This is a genomic window from Psychrobacter sp. SCQQ22 (assembly GCF_015864605.1).
GTDB classification, from domain to species: domain Bacteria; phylum Pseudomonadota; class Gammaproteobacteria; order Pseudomonadales; family Moraxellaceae; genus Psychrobacter; species Psychrobacter fozii.
The window spans coordinates 1-17,240 of sequence record NZ_JADYWZ010000002.1 but is presented as its reverse complement, the minus strand read 5'-3'; the positions used below and the strand labels follow the sequence as shown (position 1 = coordinate 17,240).

The window sequence follows — 17,240 nt, the reverse complement described above, 5'->3', positions numbered from 1 at the left end:
TCTTATATCTTATATCTTATATCTTATATCTTATATCTTATATCTTATATCTTATATCTTATATCTTATATCTTATATCTTATATCTTATATCTTTGATATATCGATAAGAGCATATTTTTAGGTAAATAAGTGGACAATTGTATTTTTTTATGATTTCATACCATTCTTTATATTCATTTTTAGACATATATAAGACAGTCGGTATTAAAGTCAAGACAAACGGCATTGTCTCTCTGTATATATTCGGTAATACTAATATATACAGAGAGTAATAAAGATTTCAAGAAATAAAATGTCTTATTTTTCAATGATTAACACAAACAGTAACCCATAAAGGCCTCACTGCTATAAGCTCATAAATCATTTTATTTCGTCATAACAACTCTCTACAAGATGGATCTTGTCTTTGGTTTTTAATTCTAACCATTCTGTAAGGGAGTACATGTCATGAACCGCATTTATAAAGTCATCTGGAATGAAGCCTTAAGTTGCTTTACCGCAGTCGGTGAGTATGCGAAGGGGCGTGGTAAGTCTTCCAAATCTAGTGTGAGCGCTAATGCTACCATCAATACAACATCTAACCTGTCTTCTATTCATACCTTGCGCTTGAGCGCGATAGGTCTTGGGCTGCTTGCGGCTGGTTTTGGCATGCATGCAAATGCAGTAGGCACCTATTTTGCCGGAGATGATCCAGCACGTGAGATTTATACCAATCCTTTTTATCATCAGACTTTGACCATCCAAGGTGGTGAAACAATTATAGGAAGCCCAAACACCAAAAATATCAGTGTCACGGCTAACAAACATGATAAATCACTCACGATACAGCTCGATAAAACTGTCGATTTGGGTACTGATGGTAGTCTTAAAACAGGTGATACGCTGGTTGATCATTCTGGTGTCAAGATAGTAGCTAGCAATTTAGTCAATACTGTCATGCTTGGTCATAGTGGGCTAAATAATGGCAATAATAAAATCATAAATGTCGATGATGGTGACATTACAGCAACGAGTAAAGATGCTGTGAATGGTTCGCAGTTAAACAGCTTAACTAATACAGTTGCAGCCAATAAGACTAAATACTACAGCGTAGATTCAAACGCTAGCGGTAATTTAAACAATGATGGGGCAACAGGCTATAACGCCATGGCCATGGGCGGCAACGCAAAAGCAACTGGCAGTCAAACCATTGCGATTGGTAGCTCGGAATCTGGGCAACATACGATGGCGAGTGGTGAACAATCTATTGCTATCGGCGCAAATGTCGTCTCACGAGGTGGCTCTTCTATTGCCATCGGTGGAGACGATCTAAACCTAGCATCGATATACAATCTCGACGGGACTATCACTGACACCACTCTGAATAGCGGGACAGTAAATACCGCATTTAACGAATATGCTGGTCGAGATTTATTGGATCTAAGCGACCCCTATGCTGGACATACCGAATCGGGTGGTGCGGCTTCCATAGCAATCGGTGTTAAAGCCCGTACAGAAGGTCATCTTGCGACAGCGATAGGTACACATGCTAGCGCTTCTGAAACCGCCTCATCCGCATTCGGTGTGGCGTCTTCTGCTACCGAAAAAGGCGCGTTAGCACTTGGTGCAGGTGCTCAATCTGCTACCCAAAATGGAGTGGCACTGGGATCAAAATCTATTGCTAATGTCGCAGGCGGAGCCACTGGATTTGTGCCAATAGGGACTTTGTTCATCGATGAAAATGCCATTATTGCGACAAAAAGTGTGACACTCGGCGCTGTATCAGTTGGTACTGGGTCAGAAGGCGGTAACCGTCAGATTGTCAACGTTGCAGCGGGCACTAGTAATAGTGATGCAGTGAATGTCGCGCAGCTAAAGGGGCTGCAAAACGGTATCAATAGCACACTTGATAAAGGTATGGATTTCGGCGGTGATACTGGTACTCCTATCAACCGTAAACTCGGTGAACAGCTCATTGTAAAAGGTGGGGAGACGGATAGTGCAAAGCTGTCTAATAGCAATAATATTGGTGTGATTGCTGATGGATCTGATACTTTGACTCTTAAACTGGCAAAAGACGTCACAGGTTTAGATAGTGTTACTACAGGTAATACATTGCTAAACACAGATGGTGTCAGCTTCTTGGGTGGCAGTACTGTTAGATTAAGCAGCAGTGGTCTTAATAATGGCGGCAATCAAATTACAAACGTCGCAAGTGGTGTGGGTAGTGACTTCAATGCCGCAAACATCGGTGATGTGAACCGTGCATCTGCCGCTGCTAAAACAGAGGTTGCCGCAGGTACTAACGTGGCTGATGTTGTGAAATCTACGGGTCAGAACGGTCAAGACGTCTACACAGTCAATGCAAATGGCGTGACTACTTCAGCAGGATCTTCAGCCGTCACAGTGACCGCAGGTGACAAAGACATGGCGACTAATACGACCGACTATGCAGTCGACTTGAGTGAAGCTAGCAAAGCCAGTTTAGTGAAAGCTGACAGTGCCATACAAACGGTCATTACTCAAATAGATGGCGCTGAAGTGAAAACACTTAATCAAACTGATAACACGGCCAATTTCCTAACAGGTGATAATATTGTCTTAACCGCTGAGAACGGTGGTATTAAAGTGGCGACAGCAGATGAAGTTGTTTTCACTAGCGTCACTACAGGCGATACGTTGCTAAACACGGATGGTGTCAGCTTCCTTGGTGGCAGTACAGTTAGCCTAAGCAATAGTGGTCTCAATAACGGCGGGAATAAAATCACTAACGTAGATGATGGTGAGGAAGATACGGATGCTGTCAATGTTGGCCAGTTAAATGCAACCAATAGCACCGTTGACTTGGGTTTGAGCTTTACCGGAGACGATACCGCAGTTGTCGTCAATCGCAAACTAGGTCAGACATTGACGATTCAAGGCGGCGCAACAGAATTAACTGAGAACAATATCGGTGTCATCGCTGATGATGAAGGTAATCTAAATGTTAGATTGGCTGAAGATGTGGTACTTGGTAAAAATGGTAGCGTGAGAATGGAAAACACGGTACTGAATAATGCAGGTATCACCATAACTGATGGCCCTAATCAGACCATTACGCTTAGCAATGAAGGGCTTGATAATGGTAATAATAGAATTATCAAAGTCGCTGAAGGAATTGCACCAAGTGATGCCGTCAACTTTGCACAGCTCACAACGACCAATGATGAAATTGCCAAAGGTATCAAAATAGGTGACGGTAATAGCGACAATGATCAGCAATTTGCATTGGGTGATACTATCAATGTCACAGGTGATAGCAACCTGACTACTATTGCTTCTGAGACCGGTGTTCAGGTCAAGCTAAATAACCAGCTAGACCTAGGGGATACTGGCAGTATGCAAGTAGGTAATAGCATCATGAGTGATGCAGGCTTTACCTTCGTTAATAATGGCTTAGGTAGAATGGTCTCACAGGTCTCATTGAGTAGCCGTGGCTTAGACAATGGAGGCAACACTATCCGCAACGTTGGGGAAGGTGTGCTAGATACAGATGCTGTAAATGTTGGGCAATTAAAAGAAGTGACTATTGCCTTAGATCAAGGGTGGGGAATCACGGCTCAAGGTGATATTGCTACCATGGTCAAACAAGGAGATGCTCTCGATCTGAACAGTAGAGATGGCAATATCAAAGTATCTAGAACATCAGTGAATGATGCCACTGCCTTTGCTGCTAGTACGGGACTACAAGATGCAGCAATACCTACCAATGCTAATGATATTAGCTTTGATCTAAATCCAGATATCATCTTAGATAGCGTAACCACTGGTGATACCACCATGAATGACAATGGACTGACTATTGCAGGTGGTCCAAGCGTCACGAAAAGTGGCATTGATGCTGCTAATAAAAAAATCACCAACGTCCAAAATGGTGAGATAACAGCTGGCAGCCAAGATGCTATCAATGGCAGTCAGCTTTATGCACAAGGGAGTGGTATCAGCAGCATTATCGGTGGCGACACTGTCTACAATTCTGAGAGTGGTACGTTCACCAATAGCAACATTGGTGGAACAGGTGAGGGCAACATAGATGGTGCGATTGCTTCTATCAGACAAGGCACCATTGAAATCAATGAAAATGTGCAAGTCAACACCACGAACATTGCCACTAACACAACCAATATTTCTACCAATACAACTAATATCGCTACGAACACTAGCAATATTATGACTAACACCACGAACATTAAAACCAACACGGACAAGCTTGATGCTGGACTTAACTTTGGTGCAGACAGTGGCGCTAATATCAATAAGCCAGTTGGAGACGGTAGTGTCCTAAGCTTTACAGGTGGCAATAACATAACCACCACCGCAGAGGGCAGTAGTATCAAGTTTGATTTAAACGGTAACATCAGTGTTGATAGTGTCACAGTGGGTACGACGGTTATCAATAATAGTGGCATCAGCATGCAAGATGGCCCAAGCATGACTGCTCAAGGTCTATATGCTGGTAATCAGCGCATAACAGGCGTCGCTGATGGTGTCGAAGCGACAGATGCTGTCAACTACAGTCAATTGAGCGCGCTAGATAGTAGACTCAATAACAATATGAGCGATCTAGGCTATAAAATTGGTGAAGTCGAAGAGAATGCTAATGCTGGTATTTCAGCAGCAATGGCGATGTCTTCATTACCGCAAGCTTATATCGCAGGCAAGTCAATGATTAGTGGTGGTGTCGGTACGTATAATGGAGAAAGCGCGGTTGCTGTTGGTTTCTCCAAATTATCGAATGATGGCCGTTGGGTCATGAAGATAAATGGTACCGCAGATACTCAGGGCAATGCAGGCGGCGCGATTGGCGCAGGCTTCCATTTTGATTGAAGAGGTCGTTCAATTATGATTGTCAATCAAATATAAAAAAGCAAGACATCGAATGGCTTGCTTTTTTACGGGTAAATAATAGGTATTTTACGCAATTATTAAGCAGTAAATTCTAAGCAGTAAAAAGCGCTTGTACCTTATGTTGTACAAGCGCTAGTACTTATTATAGAAGTCACATTCATATAGTTGAGTTCAAACAATTTCGATACTTTTGATACAAGGGAGCCGAGTGCAAGCTATACATGAGTATGGTTGGCAAGGTAGCAATGTAGCGGATTTGTATGGGTTTGACTATACTCTAAACATCGCAGCGTTCGGTGTTAATCCAACATAAGCCATGCCAGCTTGATTCATCCAATGAGGCTGCACGATACCGTGTTGTAAAATCGCATGAATGTCTCTATGCGCTCTTTCTATTTTATGTTGTTTATACAATGAAGCAGTGCCAGCAACCGCATAGATTTCAGATACCATCGCTCGAGCTTCTCTGGCAGCCTCACATGATGCTGCCCAGACATCCGCAAGTTGCACATCGGTAAAGGTGTTCTGTTGCTGTGATTCGTCCCACAATGTCTCGACGCTATTATGTAACTGTAAGCGCCTAGATGCTAATAGAGTTGTACTCTTTGCGATGGCAGCTTGTACGGTTGCACGGTCGCGTAGATCTGGACTCTTACCAGGCGTGACTCTCTCAAGACACATGTCAATCAGGTCGTCCATTGCGGCCTTTAATACACCTAGAGACATGGCGGCACAACCTGCTGCATTGATACAACCAATAGGTAAGCGACTATAAGCATTATCGATAGCGACAGGGCTATCAAACCCAACAGCGTAAGCTTCTTTTACAAAGGCATCTTTGATGACTATGTCGTGACTGCCTGTGCCATTCAATCCGCCAACATTCCACGTATCAATGACTTCTACTTCTGTCTTTGGAATAAAAAACAGTTTTAGATTTGCTCCTGGCCCCAGAGTGGTTGGAGATCCTTCTGAGACCACCAAACAGCGCAGCACAAACCAATCCGCCAATTCACATCCAGATACTAGTGTCCATCGACCAGATACCATATAGCCATTATCGACCACTGTGGCAACGCCCTCGGGGCGGGCTGAGTTGGCATAAACGTGGGAGGGGTCGTTGTATATCTCTTTCATACTAGACTCGTCTAAAAACCTGCCAAACGTACACGCTAAATGGTTATTCCAAACGATCCAAGCCACTGAAGCTTCAGCACTGGCTAAGGTCTCATATACTTTTAAGGTTTCTACAGGATTGCCTTCCCATCCTCCCAGTGATTTTGGCAACCCCATTCTAAATAGTGCCGATTCTGAAAGCTGCTTGACCACGGTCGGTGCAATTTTTCTAGCGGCTTCTGTGTCCTCTCTAGCGGATACAGCTAATGGGAAAACCTCAGTAGCTGCATCAGAAGGTAGAAGGTCTGTCTTGTTTAGCGAAGTGTTATCGTCCATTATCCCCAACCTTTTATAATTGATAAAACAGTGTAATTATTTATAATCAATGAATTTTAATTAATTCTATATTTGATATATAAGGTATTTTATCAAAAATATCCAACAGTTGCTCACTATATAATCAATAATTTGCATATATGCCATATTGTATTGAAAGATGAATGATTAGAAGGGATGTAACGATATTGGTTAGTCTTCTTTGGCGACTTATTAGGACTTTGGGGCATCAGACTGCACCATAGGATCCGCCTCTGCAAAGGCTTTTAGCGTGCGGCAATGCGCATCAATTTCCATAATATTAGGATAAGTGCTGAGGTCTACTTTGAAGCGGCGAGCAGAAGAAACTTGCGGAATGAGATAACAGTCTGCAAACGTAGGGCTGTCACCGTAGCAAAATTTTCCACGAGTTTTATCTTTTGCTAGTATTTTTTCCAAAGCGGTAAAACCTTCAGTTATCCAGCGATTGCACCATGCAATGACATCTTCCTCGTCTACCGAAAGCTCATTACGTAAATATTGTAAGATACGGCGGTTATTGAGAGGATGAATATCACAGCCAACCATGGCGCTAATGGCACGTACTTGCATGCGTCCAGATGCATCTTTAGGCAATAGGGGGCTTTCAGGATAAATATCCTCTAACCATTCCAAGATAGCGGGGCTTTGATAGAGCAATAAATCGTCGGCTTGTAAGACAGGTACCAACCCTTGTGGATTGAGTAATTTAAATGCGCTTTCTAATTGTTCGTCTTGAGCCAAGTTGACCGCGATGTAGTCATAATCCAAGCCCTTTAGGTTCATCGCAATACGAGTACGGTAAGAGGTGCTACTACGAAAGTAGCCATAGAGTGCCATCATTATGAATTCCCTTTTATTATGGTATGTTGTGAGTGAAATAAGCGGTTATAATTCGTTATAGCATTCTTATTTAATGCAATTAATATAAGTATCTTGATATTAATTTTTTATTTCAATGATGTTTATTTGAACTAACCCAACAAATCATTAATCGAGCAAGCCATGCCAGCAGCTGAAACCCTTATAGACAAATCTGCTACCACCAATAAAAATCAAGGTGGGGTACAGTCACTTGAGATTGGGCTGTCGATACTAGATGTGCTTATCGACCGCAATGAACCTATGATGCTAAAAGACATCGCTGAAGCCATGCAAATGCATCCAGCAAAGTGTCACCGGTATATGGTTAGCCTCATCCGCAAAAATTACGCTCGGCAGCTAAACGATGGGCGCTATGGACTAGGTATTCGAGTCAATGCACTTAGTCATAACGGGGTCAGTTCAAATAACATCTTGGAGCGACTGACTCATGCAGCCAATGAGATAAAAGATATCCTCAACTGCGGGGTGCAAATTGCCAAATGGTTCAGCGAAGGGCCTATTATTATTCAGTCTGTTGAGCCAGACAGTCCAATCAGTATCATTACTCGCATTGGTTCACGTATGCCACTGACGACGTCGGCGACAGGTCAGCTGTTTGCCAGTTATCAATCTGAAGAGATTATCCAACCATTGGTTATGGCTGAATGGCATGCAAGCGATGAAGCCATTAAAGTAGAGCAGTGGCGGAATTTTACCCAACTACAAGCAAAAATTCGTACCCATGGCTATGCAACTGTCACGGGTGATATGGTGATGGGTATTAATGCCATTACCATTCCTATTATCGTACCTCAGCTGACAGGTAATATCGCCAGTCAGTCTACGGTTACTGCTGAGTCAGTTACTCAGAGCTTGCCATTAGAGTATGCCATTACGGTCATCGGAACCACAGAGCAGTTACCGATGAGCGAGCAACATCATGTGGTCGAAAAAATATTAGCGATAGCACAGCGTTATCAACTAGCGTAGCCAGTATTTTGTGCTATAAGCTAAACGGCTATCGCATCGAGAAATTTATTTTCGAACATCATCTAATAATGTTTGTCCTCTAAACCATACAGACGCTACTGGCCGCTTTTGCCTTCTCGTATACATTGTCAGCGTCTAGGCCAGTCGCATTGACTTCATCAAGGTAATGTTGAGAGCCTTCCATTAATGGGCCTCTCCAATCTGGGTCATTGAGTGGATCAGGAATATCAATCATAATATCGCCTTTTGCTTTGGCGGCGGCCATCGCTTTGGCATTGCTGACGTCAAATACCTTAGAGATATGCGCTGCCAGCTCTGCGCCAGAATTGTCATCAATTACTTGTTTGAGATCATCAGGCAAGCTGTTATATTTATCTTTATTCATACTGATCACAAAGGTGGAATTATAAAAAGGGATGTTGGTGTGCGTATTGATTAACTCGTCAAGGCGAAATGCTTGAATAGGTTGCCAAGTAAAGCTGAGCCCATCAATGACACCGCGCTGAAGAGAGGTGTAAGTATCACTGGCAGGCATGCCGACAGGTGCGGCGCCAGTCGCTTCGATGATGTGGCTAGCAACCGCAGAAGGCTGGCGAATACGTAGACCTTTCATATCGGCTGGCGTGCGAATCGGCTTATCAACTGTATGAAGCGCACCTTGACCAGTCCCTATCAAAGCGAGCAAATGAGTGTCTTCGTATTCATCTTTAATGACACCTTCATCATATAGCTTATGAAGTATACAGCTCTGCTGCTGTGCAGTATTTGTGATGCCTGGCAACTCTACGATTTGAGTCAAAGGGAATCGTCCTGCTGTATATCCTTGCGCTTGCATACCAATATCCACACTACCTTTCGCTGTAGCATCATAAGTAGACCCTGGTTTGCTGAGCGTCGCAGAAGGGTATATCTCAACCTTTAATCGGCCTTTTGAATCCGCTTCAATTTTCTTTGCCCATGGTTCTAACGCTTCGGTGTTTATATTGTCAGTGGCAGTCATAAAATGCGAGAAGCGCAATGTCGTCACTTCACCTGTATCCGTAGATGTGCTGACCGATTGGTCGTTATTGGAGCAGCCAGCCATCGCAATCGAGGCAGCTAAGAGTATTCCTAAGGGTGCTTTTACTTTCATCATAGAATCCTTTCATGATGGTTAGATATCGTGTGCTATCTTTTGCTACGTAGGGTGTGTCACTAATCATCACTTTTAAGCTTAAAGCGATGATTAATCAGTCATATGAAAAAAGCTAGCAAACAGAATGATAGGGCAATTACTCACCGACAGGCGCGATTTCTCTTGCTTCAGCCAACTCTTCACTGTGCAAAAACTGCGTATGTGCTGGCGCGCGTTTGGTACGAGACCACTCATCTAGCATGTCTTGCTTGATGGCGTCTGTAATCATCGAGACTTTGTCTTCTGAGGTTGGGTCATCATAGGTCAACTCAAGACGATGCCCATTGGGATCAAAGAAGTAAATAGAGTGAAAAATACCGTGATTGGTCACGCCAATGACGTCAATGCCACCTTGTTCTAAGTGCTCTTTGGCAATCAGTAGCTCATTACGGTCTTTGACCTTTAGCGCCAAATGCTGCACCCAATTTGGGGTGTTTGGATCAAAGCCCATCTCAGGTTGATTGGGTACTTCAAAGAAAGCCAATACATTGCCACTACCAGCATTCAAGAAGACATGCATATAAGGGTCAAAGGCTTTGGTTGAAGGCACATGGTCTTCTGCGAATGCTAAGATGAAATCCATATTCAAATGCTGTTGATACCATTCAACGGTTTCTTTGGCATCTTTGCAGCGATAAGCCACATGATGAATTTTTTCAATGGTAAAGCTCATATCAAACTCCTTTTGATAGGGCGTATCGTTAATATCAGTAGACAAACTGCCAGTGTTTATAGACGGCATGTCATTATTTTCTGACAGTTTGAATCTACTTTTACGCCTTTTTTATATACGGTTGCTATTTGTCAAAATCAAAGCTAAGCGCTGGTAATACTTTGCCACGCACTTCACCAAATCCAACACGAATACCATCTTTTTCGCTATAGCCTTTCATAATGACTGTGTCACCATCTTCGATAAAGCTGCGCGTCTCGCCGCCTTTTAGCGTGACTGGTTTGGTAGCGTTCCAAGCAATCTCTAGCATCGAGCCATAAGAGTCAGGCGTTGGCCCTGAAATCGTCCCTGAGCCCATCATGTCACCGACTTCAACCTTGCAGCCAGTGATGGTGTGGTGGGTGAGCTGCTGTGCCATGGACCAATACATATATTTAAAATTGGTCTCGCAAATGACAGTAGTAGTCTCCGAATTTTCAGGCAGTAGCTCAACGGATAGATTGATATTAAAGCTGTTATCGCTCGCTTTTTCGTTCAGATAAGCAAGCGGCTTGGGTTCTTGTGTTGGGCAAACTGTTTTAAATGGGGCCAGTGCATCCATGGTGATAATCCAAGGGGAAACCTCAGAAGCAAAGGTTTTGGCATTGAATGGACCTAAAGGCACGTATTCCCACTTTTGGATATCTCGTGCCGACCAGTCGTTGAGCAGCACCATGCCGAAGATATGATCAGAGGCCTCATCTACGGCGATTGGTTGACCGATATGATTGCCTTTACCAACGACAAATGCGGTCTCTAACTCAAAATCCAAGCGCTTACAGGCAGAAAAAATAGGGCGGTCGTCAGCATTGGGTTTTAGCTGACCGGATGGACGTACGATATCAGTTCCACTGACGATGACAGTGCTGGCGCGTCCGTTATAACCGACGGGCATTTCGGTCCAGTTAGGTAGTAGGGCGTTATTTGGATCGCGGAACATAGTACCGACGTTAGTGGCATGCTCTTTAGAAGAGTAAAAGTCTGTAAAGCCGGGCACTCGAACAGGCAGGTGCATCGTAACATCTGCTTGTTTAAACAACGCCTTTTGCTGTAAGTCGGCATTATCACGTAAGGTATCATTGTCGCTGGAGAGTAGCGTTTGAATGGTTTGACGTGCCTTCGTCCAGTTATCTCGGCCTGAATCAATAAAAGCATTTAGAGTGGATTGATCAAAGTATGGTCCACCATCTAATAAGCTTAATAAGCCTTCTGTCTCTAGCACAGATAGATCCAATACGTGCTCACCGATGGCAACGCCTGCACGGCGCTTGTTATTATCAGCAGCGTCTTTGGTATCGCTAAAAATACCGTAAGGGAGGTTGTGGATTGAAAAGTCAGAATCAGCGGCGATATTGATAAATGAGGTGAGGGTACTGTCAATCGTTGACATGATTTGCTCCTTGCTAAAGTACATAATGAATTACGTTATAATTAACTACTTACGTATAATGTAATTTATTGATATATCGATTGCAAGTTTTTTGTGCAATGCCTTCCGTAAAAAGCGTCTTTGAAAAGTTATTACCGTTGTTTTGACTAGGGCATATCTTCAATATCACTCGATAGTCATCTAAATGGGCTAAAAATGGCTAAATCTTGCCAAACATCGTCAAATAGCTGGCTAATATCCCGATATTATCTGCGCTATTTTTCTTGTCTGACGGCAATTTATCTCATTTTTATCACCATTTTTGAAATGAAGACATGCCCTAGGGTATGCCCTAAATACTGCACACAAAAAAAGGCTGAGCAATCGCTCAGCCTTTTTATTGATATCTGTTCTTTAATAGGTTACGTTTTTAATGCGTGATTAAATCAGTCTTTTAAGACTTCAACCATTGCATTGGCAACATAATCGATATTGCTGCTGTTCAAGCCCGCAACACACATACGTGAGTTAGATACCATGTAGATACCAAACTTGGTTTGTAGCTGTTCGACTTGCTCAGGAGTGAGGCCAGTAAAGCTGAACATACCGTTTTGATCGGTCAAGTAATCAAAGCTACGACCAGGTATTTTAGCTTCTAATACTGACTTTAGCTTGGTACGCATAGATTTGATACGGTCACGCATCGCGTAAACTTCACCAACCCATTGCTCATGTAACACTTCGTCGTTCATCACGATATCGACGACACGGCCACCATGTGATGGTGGGCTTGAGTAGATGCGGCGCACAGTCGCATTTAGCTGACCGAAGACGCGTTTGGCTTCATCTGCTGTTGGGCAAACGACAGATAGACCGCCGACACGCTCGCCGTATAGCGATAAGTTTTTAGAGAATGAGTTGCTCACAAACAGTGGCAGACCCATATCTACGGCTTTACGAATAGCGTAAGCATCGCTGTCCATGTCTTCGCCAAAACCTTGGTAAGCAATGTCCATGAATGGAATCAATTCACGAGCTTGGATGACGTTTAGCACGGTATCCCACTGCTCACGGGTCAAGTCCATACCGGTTGGGTTGTGGCAGCAAGGGTGTAACAAGATGACGTCGTTCTTGTTCAATGTTTCAAAAAACGCAATCATCTCGTCAAATTTGATGCTGCTGGTTGTTTTGTCGTAGTACGGATATTTACCGACTTCAACATCAGAGCCTTCAAAGATAGCAATGTGGTTGCCCCACGTTGGATCACTCACGTAGCACTTGGCTTGTGGGAACCATTGATGCATAAACTCTGCGCCTACTTTCAACGCACCAGAACCGCCGATAGTCGCGATGGTCGCAACCAAATCGTCTTTTAAGATTTGAGCGTCTTTACCAAACAGCAATTCCTGACAGCCTTTACGGTGTCCTGGTAAGCCAGCCATCGGTAAGTATGGACGAGGAGATACTGGGTCTGCAATACGCTGCTCAGCGATTTTTACACACTCGAGTACTGGCAATTTGCCATCCTCATCATAATAGACGCCCACGCCTAAATTTACTTTATCTGGGTTGTTGTCTGCTGCAAACTTGTCCATCAATCCTAGGATTGGATCACCCGCATAATAATCGATACGTTCAAACATTTTTTTTCCTTACAAGAGATATAAATTGAGGCGTTAAAAAGAATAGAGCAAATTGGCCGTTAACTCAATATCAGATTCAGTTATTCTGGTGAATTTATAAAATAATTAACGAAGGAATGCCCTCAACTCAATCGATGACTAGCTAAATGGGTTAAACATGGCCAAATCTTGCCAAACAGCATCAAATAGCCAGTCATCATTTAGATATTATCTGCGTTATCTTATCATCTGCCTTACCTTGCTCATTTTCTGAGTCGCCCAACAATAATACTCAAATACGCTGTAAATCGTTAAAGTGGCTCGAAAAATACGTTTGCAAAAACATCTTAAATGCGATGGTCGCTGGTGACAAAGCACGAGACGCCCGTTGATAGATAAAGAACTGACGCATTCTAACGGGCTGTGCCAGTGGCCGCATCTGTAACCCGTTGGCACTTACCCAGTCGATAACCTCAGGCATGTAGGGCAGGCACAGCGTAATGCCAAATCCTTGACGGGTCATCTCAAGTGCCGTGGACATAAAATTAACTTTATATCGCGCTTGCTGAATATGAGTGGTGATACGCTCATCCAGTTCTGCGGTCACTTGTTCTATAAATGGCCCTTGCAGTGTGATGAGTGGAATATCTAACAAATCCTGCCATGTAATTTCACTCTTCTGTGCCAATGCATGGCTATCTGGCATGACCACGCAAAATGGCAACTGATATAACAAATCTGCCCTGATGTTATCCTCCGTCTCCGTAAAGTCAAGCTCGGTACCGACTCCTAAATCTACTTCGATATCTTGGATATGTCTCAGTAAGTTCTCTGCAGAGCAATCCACCAACGACACGCTAATCTCGGGATGCTTTTTGGAAAACTGAGCGATAACTGCTGGCATAGAGGAAGCTGCGAACTGGGAAACGGCCAGCCGTACTTGACCTTGCGCTAGGCTGGTCAAGCTACTCGCTTCATTTTCAAACAGTTGCATCTCATTCAAGATGCGCCGTGCTTGTGGCAATAGATGCCGTCCGACTGCGGACAAAGACAGCTGGCGCGTCGTACGGTCGAATAACACGATACCCAGACTAGATTCTAATTCTTTGATCAAACCACTAACGGCAGATTGGGTCAAATGCATCTGATCGCTGGCACGAGTGAAACTGCCATTATCAGCGACTTGGATAAATGCGGTAAGTTGGCGAATGCTGATATTCATAAGTAAACCTGATAAATAAATCATAAAAAACAATTAGTCTTATAAATAAAGCTAATCTAATATAAATACAACGTCAACAATAAAGATTGATTACCAATCGTTTTATCGTACTTTTACCACCAATTGAAATTAAGGATGATTACAATGGCAGATTTATTTGAAAACCCAATGGGACTAAATGGGTTTGATTTTGTTGAATTCGCCTCGCCTAAACCAGACGCTGTCGATGCATTATTTAAACAGCTTGGCTTTGCACATGTGGCCAATCACCGTTCAAAAGATGTGGCACTCTACCGTCAAGGTGACATCAACCTTATCCTAAATCGTGAACCAAAAAGCCAAGCCAGTTACTTCGTTGAAGAGCATGGCGCTGGTGCTTGTAGCATGGGCTTTCGGGTGCAAGATTCCAAAAAAGCCTACGAACGTGCTATTGAGATGGGCGCGCAACCAGTAGAGGTGCCAACTGGCGTGATGGAGCTGAGACTGCCCGCTATCAAAGGTATCGGCGGCTCACTGATTTATCTGATTGACCGTTATAAAGATGGTGAGTCTATCTATGACGTCGACTTTGAATTTTTTGCAGACATCGATAGACGTCCTGTCGGACATGGCTTCAAAGTCATCGATCATTTAACCCACAACGTTTACCGTGGTCGTATGGCTTATTGGGCCAACTTCTATGAGCGCATCTTTAATTTCCGTGAGATTCGCTATTTTGATATCAAAGGCGAATACACTGGATTGACCAGTAAAGCCATGACGGCACCTGATGGCAAAATCCGTATTCCATTAAATGAAGAAGCCAAGCAGGGCGGTGGCCAAATCGAAGAATACTTGATGCATTTCAATGGCGAAGGTATTCAGCATATTGCTCTGGCCAGCGATGATTTGTTTGCCAGTATCGATAAGTTAAAAGCGGCTGGCATTCCACTCATGACTGCACCAAACGCTGCTTACTATGACATGCTGAGCGAGCGCTTACCGAACCATGGTGAAAATGTGGCTGAATTGCAAATGCGCGGTATCTTATTAGACGGTACAACGGAAGGCGGCGCACCGCGTCTACTACTACAGATTTTCTCTGAAACCATCTTAGGTAGTCCAGTGTTCTTCGAGTTCATCCAACGTAAAGGCGATTATGCAGACGGCTTTGGTGAAGGTAATTTCAAAGCATTGTTTGAGTCGATAGAACGCGATCAAGTACGTCGCGGCACGGTTGGTCAGCCAGAGACTGAAACACCATAAAATCACTCTACACTCAAAAAATTTAACAACTGGACAAGACAAAAGGAGTTTGGCTTGTCCTCATGTACTCTTCAATAGGTACGTTACTTAAAAGCACGAGTACAAATGTCACGAGTGCAAAGGTAACGTACACATTGCGATAAAAGGAATGCAGGCATGGAACGCCTATCACATATAGACCCTCTCAATACAGCCATCGGTACCAATAGCGTTGCAACTAATAAGCAAAGCGACGATGCGCCCAGTCGTCCTAACGCGACGAATAAAAAACAACCTTACATATCGCATCAGCCAGATAGTAATGGTCATATTCACTACAGTGAGGATGAGCATGCGATGTGGCAAGCGTTGCTAGCGCGTCAAGCTCAGCATATACCCAATCGTGCTTGTACTGCATATCTAGAGGGTTTGAACAAATTAAACCTACCGACCACACGTATTCCTCAGCTACGAGATATTGACGAGGTATTACAAACGACCACTGGCTGGCAAACGGCTGCTGTTCCTGCTTTAATCAGCTTTGGAAAATTCTTCAAATTATTGGCTAACAAATCTTTTCCAGTCGCAACCTTTATCCGCCGATTTGATGACATGGACTATATCGAAGAACCTGATATTTTTCACGAAATCGTCGGACATTGCCCACTATTGACCCATCCCGCGTTTGCGACGTTTAACGAGACGTATGGCAAGCTGGGTCTGAATGCCAGTAAAGAAGAGAGATGGTTTTTGGCACGACTCTACTGGTTTACCATCGAGTTTGGTCTGGTCGGACAAACTCAAGATAATCGCCGAATCTATGGCGGCGGCATTTTAAGCTCACCATCTGAAACAGTATATGCACTCAGAGAGCATTCTGATCAGCAAGGTAAAAGCCTACATCAAGTAGAGCGCCAACCAGAGCATCGTGCGTTTGATTTACTCGACGTACTCCGCACCCCTTATCGAATCGATCATATTCAACCGATTTACTATGTGATTGATGATTTGGATACGCTATTTGACATCGTCGATAGCGATATCATGGGAGTGGTCAAAAAGGCTATGTCAATGGGTCTGTTTGAGCCAAGTTATCCTATAAAAATGCCTGATTGATTATGGCGTTAAAGATAGCTTTCATGCGATATAACATGCAGTAGTGAAGTATAAGCATCAACATGCACGTACATTTCTTAATTAATATAAAAGGACATAATAATGACGACATTATCACAAGACAGCTGCGAAGCTTGCCGTATCGGCGCACCGAAAGTTGATGATTCTGAGGCGCGTGAGCTGTTACAGCAGATTCCTGACTGGTCGTTGATTGAAGTGGATGGTATCAAGCAATTACAACGTCAATATAAATTCAAAAACTTCGTCACGGCAATGGCATTTGCTAATCAGCTGGCAGACATTGCAGAAGCAGAGGGGCATCATCCGGGCATGCTGGTAGAGTGGGGCAAGGTGACCGTCACTTGGTGGTCGCATAGTATCAAAGGTCTACATCGCAATGATTTTGTCATGGCGGCTAAGACCGATCGCTTGCTAGATCAAGCGTAAAACGACTCGTCAATTCGAAAACTAAATTTAACTGGCAACATAAGGATGTGTGATGCCTCCAAGAATCCTCACCCATATCTCCCCTCAGCAAGCCTTCATCATATCAGCCATCGTCATCGCCATTATGGGTATCACCATGATTGGCTTTGGTTGGGTGCCGCA

General features: G+C 43.6%; 12 protein-coding genes. 5 read left to right on the top strand and 7 right to left on the bottom strand.

Annotation, left to right across the window (positions count from 1 at the left end):
- Positions 1-449 precede the first annotated feature (449 nt).
- Positions 450-4,847, top strand: coding sequence for a YadA-like family protein (locus I6E84_RS02865; protein ID WP_197216014.1), 4,398 nt, complete (start codon positions 450-452; stop codon positions 4,845-4,847).
- Positions 4,848-5,138: 291 nt separating this feature from the next.
- On the opposite strand, the gene I6E84_RS02860 is transcribed toward I6E84_RS02865, so the two are convergent.
- Together I6E84_RS02860 and maiA are read right to left on the bottom strand one after the other, a co-directional pair.
- Entirely contained in the window at positions 5,139-6,320 is a 1,182-nt protein-coding gene (locus I6E84_RS02860; protein WP_197216012.1) for an acyl-CoA dehydrogenase family protein, read from the bottom strand.
- A 213-nt stretch (positions 6,321-6,533) separates the two neighbouring features.
- On the bottom strand, positions 6,534-7,178 hold the full coding sequence (maiA, locus tag I6E84_RS02855; protein WP_197216472.1) for a maleylacetoacetate isomerase: 645 nt from the start codon (positions 7,176-7,178) through the stop codon (positions 6,534-6,536).
- Between the two features lie 165 nt (positions 7,179-7,343).
- Here maiA and I6E84_RS02850 point away from each other — a divergent pair, with 165 nt between their 5' ends.
- A complete protein-coding gene (locus tag I6E84_RS02850; protein WP_197216010.1) occupies positions 7,344-8,192 on the top strand; it encodes an IclR family transcriptional regulator in 849 nt (282 codons plus the stop codon).
- 79 nt (positions 8,193-8,271) lie between these two features.
- On the opposite strand, the gene I6E84_RS02845 is transcribed toward I6E84_RS02850, so the two are convergent.
- The 5 genes from I6E84_RS02845 to I6E84_RS02825 form a co-directional block, all read right to left on the bottom strand.
- Positions 8,272-9,324 carry a TRAP transporter substrate-binding protein gene (locus I6E84_RS02845; protein WP_197216469.1) on the bottom strand — a complete coding sequence of 351 codons (1,053 nt, stop codon included), beginning with the start codon at positions 9,322-9,324 and terminating at the stop codon, positions 8,272-8,274.
- 139 nt (positions 9,325-9,463) lie between these two features.
- Positions 9,464-10,039, bottom strand: coding sequence for a VOC family protein (locus I6E84_RS02840; RefSeq protein WP_197216008.1), 576 nt, complete (start codon positions 10,037-10,039; stop codon positions 9,464-9,466).
- A gap of 124 nt (positions 10,040-10,163) precedes the next feature.
- Positions 10,164-11,468, bottom strand: coding sequence for a fumarylacetoacetase (gene fahA / locus I6E84_RS02835; RefSeq protein WP_197216006.1), 1,305 nt, complete (start codon positions 11,466-11,468; stop codon positions 10,164-10,166).
- Between the two features lie 425 nt (positions 11,469-11,893).
- The gene (locus I6E84_RS02830; protein ID WP_110922861.1) at positions 11,894-13,090 is read right to left on the bottom strand and encodes an aromatic amino acid transaminase; all 1,197 of its coding nucleotides are present in this window, start codon (positions 13,088-13,090) and stop codon (positions 11,894-11,896) included.
- 271 nt (positions 13,091-13,361) lie between these two features.
- Positions 13,362-14,291 carry a LysR family transcriptional regulator gene (locus I6E84_RS02825; protein ID WP_197216004.1) on the bottom strand — a complete coding sequence of 310 codons (930 nt, stop codon included), beginning with the start codon at positions 14,289-14,291 and terminating at the stop codon, positions 13,362-13,364.
- 144 nt (positions 14,292-14,435) lie between these two features.
- On the opposite strand from I6E84_RS02825, the gene hppD reads away from it, so the two are divergent.
- From hppD to I6E84_RS02810, 3 genes are all read left to right on the top strand, one after another.
- Complete coding sequence (gene hppD / locus I6E84_RS02820) at positions 14,436-15,536, top strand: 4-hydroxyphenylpyruvate dioxygenase (RefSeq protein WP_197216003.1); 1,101 nt, start codon at positions 14,436-14,438, stop codon at positions 15,534-15,536.
- Positions 15,537-15,692: 156 nt separating this feature from the next.
- Positions 15,693-16,631, top strand: a complete 939-nt coding sequence (phhA, locus tag I6E84_RS02815; RefSeq protein ID WP_197216001.1) for a phenylalanine 4-monooxygenase — start codon at positions 15,693-15,695, stop codon at positions 16,629-16,631.
- Positions 16,632-16,733: 102 nt separating this feature from the next.
- Complete coding sequence (locus tag I6E84_RS02810) at positions 16,734-17,078, top strand: 4a-hydroxytetrahydrobiopterin dehydratase (RefSeq protein WP_197216000.1); 345 nt, start codon at positions 16,734-16,736, stop codon at positions 17,076-17,078.
- The last annotated feature ends 162 nt before the right edge of the window (positions 17,079-17,240 follow it).